Source organism: Micromonospora sp. NPDC005174 (assembly GCF_040608495.1).
In the GTDB taxonomy this organism is placed as follows: domain Bacteria; phylum Actinomycetota; class Actinomycetes; order Mycobacteriales; family Micromonosporaceae; genus Micromonospora.
The window spans coordinates 1-7055 of the sequence record NZ_JBEXIJ010000020.1 but is presented as its reverse complement, the minus strand read 5'-3'; the positions used below and the strand labels follow the sequence as shown (position 1 = coordinate 7055).

Annotated in this window: 7 protein-coding genes; 2 read left to right on the top strand and 5 right to left on the bottom strand. The window is 72.2% G+C overall.

From position 1 onward, the window contains the following. Positions 1–28 precede the first annotated feature (28 nt). The 3 genes from ABZU91_RS21400 to aspS all read right to left on the bottom strand — a co-directional run bounded on the left by ABZU91_RS21400 (position 29) and on the right by aspS (position 3437). Entirely contained in the window at positions 29–646 is a 618-nt protein-coding gene (locus tag ABZU91_RS21400; RefSeq protein WP_355243055.1) for a helix-turn-helix domain-containing protein, read from the bottom strand. A 64-nt stretch (positions 647–710) separates the two neighbouring features. After that, complete coding sequence (locus ABZU91_RS21395) at positions 711–1520, bottom strand: sugar nucleotide-binding protein (protein ID WP_355243052.1); 810 nt, start codon at positions 1518–1520, stop codon at positions 711–713. 111 nt (positions 1521–1631) lie between these two features. Next, positions 1632–3437 carry an aspartate--tRNA ligase gene (gene aspS, locus ABZU91_RS21390; RefSeq protein WP_355243049.1) on the bottom strand — a complete coding sequence of 602 codons (1806 nt, stop codon included), beginning with the start codon at positions 3435–3437 and terminating at the stop codon, positions 1632–1634. Positions 3438–3593: 156 nt separating this feature from the next. Between aspS and ABZU91_RS21385 the strand changes: the two genes are divergently transcribed. Next, a complete protein-coding gene (locus ABZU91_RS21385; RefSeq protein WP_355243042.1) occupies positions 3594–4310 on the top strand; it encodes a DUF998 domain-containing protein in 717 nt (238 codons plus the stop codon). A gap of 74 nt (positions 4311–4384) precedes the next feature. Here the strand turns inward: ABZU91_RS21385 and ABZU91_RS21380 are convergent, their stop codons facing one another. Both ABZU91_RS21380 and ABZU91_RS21375 read right to left on the bottom strand, forming a co-directional pair. Then, positions 4385–5428 carry a S1 family peptidase gene (locus tag ABZU91_RS21380; RefSeq protein WP_355243039.1) on the bottom strand — a complete coding sequence of 348 codons (1044 nt, stop codon included), beginning with the start codon at positions 5426–5428 and terminating at the stop codon, positions 4385–4387. Positions 5429–5780: 352 nt separating this feature from the next. Next, positions 5781–6257: a helix-turn-helix domain-containing protein gene (locus ABZU91_RS21375; protein WP_355243036.1), complete on the bottom strand. Its 477-nt coding sequence runs from the start codon at positions 6255–6257 to the stop codon at positions 5781–5783. 55 nt (positions 6258–6312) lie between these two features. On the opposite strand from ABZU91_RS21375, the gene ABZU91_RS21370 reads away from it, so the two are divergent. Next, complete coding sequence (locus tag ABZU91_RS21370; protein WP_355243033.1) at positions 6313–6819, top strand: PaaI family thioesterase; 507 nt, start codon at positions 6313–6315, stop codon at positions 6817–6819. Positions 6820–7055 lie beyond the last annotated feature (236 nt).

Here is a 7055-nt window from a genome sequence, read left to right as displayed (position 1 = left end):
GCTCGCAACCCCGGCTCACTCCTCGCGCTCATCGGGGACCGTCCAGCAGGGGGTAGGCGGCCAGGAAGACCTGCACCGGGCGGGCCTGCGGGTCGGCGGGCTCGGCCGCGTCGACCGGCTCGGCCTCCCGGTGGTACCGCTCCAGCACCTGCCACACCTCCGCCTTGAGCGCCTCCAGCCGCTCGGGCGGGACGGTCAGGAAGATGTCGCCCATGCCGAAGGCGTCCCGCCAGGCGGGGGACCACTCGTGCTGGGTGGCGAACCAGCGATCGGCGTGTTCGACGAGGAGTCGCACCTGGTCGCCCTGGATCCACTCGATCGCGGCACGGGCGTCGGGGTCGTCGTCGAAGTCGCTCGGCTCCCAGCTCGTGACGTCGTGCGCGGCCTGCCACCAGCGCTGCCGTCCGCTGCCCCGGTCGGGATCCTCGGTGACCAGCCCGACCTCGGCGAGTTGGCGCAGGTGATAGCTGGTCGCGCCGGTGTTGGTGCCGAGCAGCGCGGCGAGGGTGGTGGCGGTGGCAGGCCCGCTCACCCGCAGGGCACCGACCAGTCGCATCCGCAGCGGGTGCGCGAGCACCCGGACCTGCCGTTTGTCGATCCGCACCTCCCGCGGGGCGGGCCGCCGGGTCGCTTCGTCATTCGCCATGACTGCACACTATCTCTGCACACTTCCTATGCACAAGAGTTGTGCATAGGAAGTGTGCAGGACGTCAGGTCAGGAGTTCCCGAACCCCGCGCAGCCGCGTCCGCAGCAGACCGGCGGCGCGGGCGGAGTCGAGGCGTACGTCGCAGGGGCGGACCACGCCAGCGGCGGCGGCCGTGGTGGTCTTCAGGCCCGTCGCGTCCAGACCGAACCGCTCGGCGACCAGCAGACCCAGCTCGGCCCGGCTGACCGCGTCCGCGCCGGCCACGTTGAGCAGCCCGGCGTACGACGAGCCGGCCAACTCCAGCACGGCGTCGGCCAGGTCGCCGACGTCGACCGGGCAGCGGAACTCGTCGGTGAACAGAACGGCCCGACCGGCCAGCGCCTCGCGGCAGAGCTGGATCTGCTTACTGCCCTCCCCGAGGATCAGCGAGGTACGCACCAGCGCCGCACCGGGGTCGATCGCCCGCACAGCGGTCTCCGCCGCCGCCTTCGCGGCCCCGTACGCGTTGACCGGGCTGGGCGGCTCGTCGTCGGCGTACGGCGTGGGACGGCCACCGTGCAGCGCGTCGCTGGACAGGTGCACCAGCCGCGCCCCCACCTCGGCGGCGGCGAGGGCGACGTGCGCGGCCCCGTCGGCGGTGATCGTCCAGTCGTCGTACCGGTAGGGGGTCGCGACCACGGTGTCCGGCCGCACCTCGGCGACCAGCGCGCGCACGGCGGCGCGGTCGGTCACGTCCAGCCGCCGCCCGTCAACACCAGCCACCCCGACGGACCCGGAGTGATACGTCCCCACCACCGAGAACCCGGCGCTGACCCCCCGCCGACAGACCTCCCGACCCAGAAACCCGCTACCCCCGACTACAAGAACCCGCATTCCAGCCCACTCCCCCATCGACGATCAAGAGGTTTGCGTCATCTCGCGGGGCGATGATGACGCAAACCTCTTGATCAACCAAGCAGGGGCCGGGGGTGCGGGGGCCGGGGGTCAGACCGGGTCGGCCACCGGGGCTGCCGGGCCGGCGGTGCCGGTGTGGGCGGTGGCGGCCGGCTTGGGCTTGGCGTCGATGCCGGCCTCGGTGCGCTGCTGGCCGGTGATCGGGGTGGGCGCGCCGGTCAGCGGGTCGAAGCCACCACGGGTCTTCGGGAACGCGATGACCTCACGGATGGAGTCCGCGCCGGCCAGCAGCATGCAGACCCGGTCCCAGCCGAACGCGATACCGCCGTGCGGCGGGGCGCCGTACTTGAACGCCTCCAGCAGGAAGCCGAACTTGTCCTGCGCCTCCTCGGGGGTGATGCCGAGCAGGTCGAAGACCCGCTGCTGCACGTCCCCCCGGTGGATACGGATCGAGCCGCCACCGATCTCGTTGCCGTTGCAGACGATGTCGTACGCGTACGCCAGGGCGCGGTCCGGCGCCTCCTCGAACCGGTCCACCCACTCGGAGTTCGGCGAGGTGAACGGGTGGTGCACGGCGGTCCAACCGCCCTCGTCCGTGCGCTCGAACATCGGCGCGTCGACGACCCAGCAGAACGCCCAGGCGCTCTCGTCGATCAGGCCGGACCGCTTGGCGATCTCGACGCGGGCCGCGCCCAGCAGCTCCTGCGCCTCCCGGGCGGTGGCGCTCGCCGCGAAGAACACCGCGTCGCCCGGCTTGGCGCCGACCGCGTCGGCGAGCCCGCCCAGGTGCTCGGCGGAGAGGTTCTTCGCCACCGGGCCGCGTGCCTCGCCGGTCTCGGCGTCCAGCACCACGTACGCGAGGCCCCGCGCACCGCGCGCCTTCGCCCAGTCCTGCCAGCCGTCCAGCTCCTTGCGGCTCTGGCCCGCGCCGCCCGGCATCACGACCGCGCCGACGTAGCCGCCCGCGTCGATCGCGCCGGCGAACACCCGGAACTCGGTGCCGCGCAGGTAGTCGGTCAGCTCGGTCAGCTCGACGCCGTAGCGCAGGTCCGGCTTGTCCGAGCCGTACCGGGCCATGGCGTCGTGCCAGGTGATCCGCGGGATCGGCCGGGTGATCTCGTGCCCGGCCAGGTCCTTCCACAGCGCCGAGACGATCGCCTCGCCGAGGTCGATCACGTCGTCCTCAGTCACGAAGGACATCTCGATGTCGAGCTGGGTGAACTCCGGTTGCCGGTCGGCGCGGAAGTCCTCGTCGCGGTAGCAGCGGGCGATCTGGTAGTACCGCTCCATGCCGCCGACCATCAGGAGCTGCTTGAACAGCTGCGGCGACTGCGGCAGCGCGTACCAGCTGCCGGGCTGCAACCGCACCGGCACCAGGAAGTCGCGGGCACCCTCGGGCGTCGAGCGGGTCAGCGTCGGCGTCTCGATCTCCAGGAAGTCCCGCTCGTGCAGCACGCCCCGGGCGAGGTGGCTGGCACGCGAGCGCAGCCGCAGCGCGTTCGCCGGGCCGCTGCGGCGCAGGTCCAGGTAGCGGTACTTGAGCCGGATGTCGTCGCCGGCCTCGACCTGGTCGTCCACGGGCAGCGGCAGCGGCGCGGCCTCGGAGAGCACCGCCAGCTCGGTGACGGTCACCTCGACCTCACCGGTGGGCAGGTCGGGGTTCTCGTTGCCGGCCGGGCGGCGGGTCACCTCGCCGACGACCTTCACGCAGAACTCGTTGCGCAGCGCGTGCGCGTCCTCCTCGCGGAACACCACCTGGACCACGCCGGAGCCGTCGCGCAGGTCGACGAAGATGACGCCGCCGTGGTCGCGTCGGCGGGCCACCCACCCGGCGAGCGTCACCGTCGAGCCGGCGTCCGCGGCGCGCAGGCTTCCGGCATTGTGGGTACGGATCACGGCTGGCAACTCCTCATCGTGGAACAGTCCTCACCCCGCATTCTGTCAGGGGTGACCCGCTGCGCTCCGGGGCACCCGTCAGGCCGGCGTGATTCGCTGGTGGGCGAGCCGGCGAACCCGGCTCTTCGGGCCCTTCACGCCGGTTACCGTGGCCAGATGCGCGCCGTACCGAACTGGGGCGTCGCCACGGCGGTCGCCGCGCCGGTGCTGCTGGTGGGCGGCTGGACGGTCGCCGGCGCCCGGCAGCCCGCCGGGTACGACCCGGTCCGGGACACCATCAGCGAACTGGCCGGGCACGACGCCACCGACGCCTGGATCATGATCACTGCGCTGGTGCTGCTCGGCTGCTGTTACCTGGCGATCGCCGCCGTGCTGCACGCGGCCGGTCTGCCCAGCCGCTTCCTGCTGGCCGTCGGCGGCGTGGCGACAATCGCGCTCGTCGCCTTTCCCCGGCCGACGGTCGGCGGCTCACTCAGCCACGGCATCGCGGCGACCGTCGCCGTCCTGGCGCTGGCACTCTGGCCCGCCGGATCGGCGCTTCGGCTACCGCGCGGCCCGGACATCGCGCACCCACGGGCGTCGCAACCGCCCTGGGCGTTCCGTCGCGGCGTGGCGTTGAGCGCGACGCTCGTGCTGCTCGCCCTGTTCGGCTGGTTCGCGTTCGAGGTGACCAGCGGGTCCCGGACCGGCCTGGCCGAGCGGGCGACGGCGGTGGGCGTCTCACTCTGGCCGCTGCTGGCGGTGCTCTCGGCGCGCCGGGCGCACCTCGACTGGGCCGCCGGCACCACGTCGCTCGGGCCGGCAGTGCCGGCGACCGGTGTCGTACCCCCGGATCCGCTGCTGCCGACCGACGGACCGGATCGGATCGCGTAGGGCGACCCCCGGCGAGCCCGGACGCGCGACGCGGGCCGCCGGAGTGCTCCGGCGGCCCGCGTGCGGTACGTCGATCAGAAGACGCTGACGCCGTAGCGGCTCAGGGCCTCGGTGACCGGCTGGAAGTAGGTCGTGCCACCGCTGCTGCAGTTGCCGCTGCCGCCGGAGGTGAGGCCGAGCGCGGTGCCACCGGAGAAGAGCGAGCCACCGCTGTCGCCGCCCTCGGCGCAGACGTTGGTGCGGATCAGGCCGGAGACCGAGCCCTCGGCGTAGTTCACCGTGGCGTTGGTCGCGCTCACCGAGCCGCTGCGCAGGCCGGTGGTGCTGCCGGAGCGCTGCACCGACTGGCCGACAGACGCGTTGCCGGAGCCGGTGATGTCCCGGTAGCTACCGTTGTAGAGGTAGACGTTACCGGCGGCGTTCGCGGAGTTGCTGTGCCGCACGATGCCGTAGTCGTTGCCCGGGAAGCTGGTGCCGGTACGGGTGCCCAGCAGGGTCGTCTGGCTGGAGTTCGAGTACCAGTTGGTGCCGAGGTTGGTGCAGTGCCCGGCGGTCAGGAAGTAGTAGGTGCTGCCGCTGCGCACGTTGAAGCCGAGCGAGCAGCGGTAGCCGCCGGTGTAGATGGCTTGGCCACCGGAGATCCGAGTGCTGAGCACGCCGGCCTCGGCCTCGACCCGCACCGCGCCGTTGGCGCGCGCGGCGGCGGCCTTGACCCGCTCCAGCTTGGCGCCGGTGACTGTGCTGTCGACGGAAACGACCACCTGGTTGGTGATCGGGTCGCTCCACCAGGCGGTGCCTGGGATCTTCGCCGAGCGCTCCAGCTCGGCGGTCGCCCGGTTGAGCTCGGCGGCGCCACGGGTGACGTACTTGACGCTCGCTCCGGCCTTGCTGGCCGTGCGGGCGGCGGCGGCGTCGGTCACCGTGACGACGGTCTTGCCGCTGGCGTCGATGTACGAGCCGGCGGAGCGGTCGCCGAGCTGAGCGGACAGGGCCGCGCCGGCGTCGGGCGAGGCGGCGGGGGCGGCCTGGGCGGGTGCGCCGATGAGCGAGCCGACGACCAGGGTTCCGCTCACGGCAACGGTCGCCGCAACGCGGAATGATGACCTCGTGGGTCGCATGTAACAAACCTCCTGGGCGGGAGAGGCGGGTCTGGCCGGGGGTGGCTGACCCGAGGGCAACCCGGCCGATCTGCGAAAACCGGTCGAGTGAACTGAAGTATTCACATACTTAAGATCATTGACAAGACCAGGTTTCGCCCGAATTCGTCGACCCCCATCGATGACACCGCCGCAACACCACGGACACGCTCGCAGGCACCTGGCGTCACACTCCGGGAACCAGCGGATCTCTTTCGGACACCAACCGCCGACGGAGGCCGTCCATGCCACAACGGGCGGACGGGTACGACGCCGATTCATCCCGTGGGTGGAGGCGTGCGACGCCGAGTCGCCCCGAGACGGGCGGGCGACGTCAGGCGGTACGGCGGCGCGCCCCGGGGCCCGGGCGGGGCAGTACGTCGCGGGCGTCGGCGACCGCGTGCCCGTCGGCGCAGCGCAGCTCGACGCGTACCGGCGCGCCGCAGTCACGGTGCTCGACGCTCAACGGCGGACCCTCGGCGTCGGCCAGGTAGCGGTCACCCCACCCGAGCACGGCGACCAGCACCGGCCAGAGGGCCATGCCCATCTCGGTCAGCCGGTACTCGTGGCGCAGTCGACTGCCGGGCTCCCGGTACGGCTCGCGACGCAGGACGCCCCGCTCGACGAGCAGGGCCAGACGGTTGGTGAGAACCTGCCTCGGCACGCCGGTGCGGACACGCATGTCGTCGAAGCGTCGTACGCCGCTGAAGACCTCCCGCAGCACCACCATGGTCCACCGCTCGCCGAGAATCTCCATCGCGCGGGAGACGGTGCAGTTCTCCACCGACCAGTCCAGTGCCACGGGCCTCATCCGACCAGCCTAGGTCTCGTTGACAGACTCAGCAACGCCCTGCCAGGCTGCGTCCATGACACAGACTCAGGAGCCGGCGCGAAGCCGTACCTTCACCTGGTCGGACCCGGCGGCCAACGCCGCCCAGGTTGGCCAGCGCAGCGGTCTCGACATGCTCCGCGCGATGATCGCCGGCGAGCTGGCCGCGCCGCCGGTGATGCACCTGATCGACATGGCCCGAATGGAGGCCGACGAGGGGCGGGTCGTCGTCGAGCTGGTCCCGCAGGAGTTCCACTACAACCCGCTGGGCACCGTGCACGGCGGCGTCCTCTCGACGCTGTTGGACACCGCCGCCGCGTGCGCCGTGCACACCACGCTGCCCGCCGGGGTCGGCTACACCTCGCTGGACCTCAACGTGAAGTTCCTCCGCCCGGTCACCGTCACCAGCGGCACGCTGCGCTGCGAGGGCACGGTCCTGCAACGTGGACGCCGCACCGCCCTGGCCGAAGCTCGCCTGACCGACACGGACAATCGCCTGGTCGCCCACGCGACAAGCACCTGCCTGATCCTCCCCCTCCCCTGACCCCAACCCCCCCAACCCCCACCCCCTCCCCTCCCGCACCCCACCCCCGCCCCCTCGCCGCCGATCTTGCAGTTTCAGTGGTCGACACGAGGGCTGTGCCCTGATTTGCGACGACAGAAAGTGCAAGATCGACGGGCGGGGCCGACCGGCACGCCCGTCCCGCTCTCGGAGCGGCCCCGGGACCACCGGCCCACACCCGGCTTCGTCGATCGCTGGGAGTGCCCCGACTGCGGCAC

Excerpts from the sequence above, each read along its gene's own strand:
- ABZU91_RS21400 (WP_355243055.1), bottom strand. The coding sequence starts at position 646 with ATGGCGAATGACGAAGCGACCCGGCGGCCCGCCCCGCGGGAGGTGCGG.
- ABZU91_RS21395 (WP_355243052.1), bottom strand. The coding sequence starts at position 1,520 with ATGCGGGTTCTTGTAGTCGGGGGTAGCGGGTTTCTGGGTCGGGAGGTC.
- ABZU91_RS21385 (WP_355243042.1), top strand. The coding sequence starts at position 3,594 with ATGCGCGCCGTACCGAACTGGGGCGTCGCCACGGCGGTCGCCGCGCCG.
- ABZU91_RS21380 (WP_355243039.1), bottom strand. The coding sequence starts at position 5,428 with ATGCGACCCACGAGGTCATCATTCCGCGTTGCGGCGACCGTTGCCGTG.
- ABZU91_RS21375 (WP_355243036.1), bottom strand. The coding sequence starts at position 6,257 with ATGAGGCCCGTGGCACTGGACTGGTCGGTGGAGAACTGCACCGTCTCC.
- ABZU91_RS21370 (WP_355243033.1), top strand. The coding sequence starts at position 6,313 with ATGACACAGACTCAGGAGCCGGCGCGAAGCCGTACCTTCACCTGGTCG.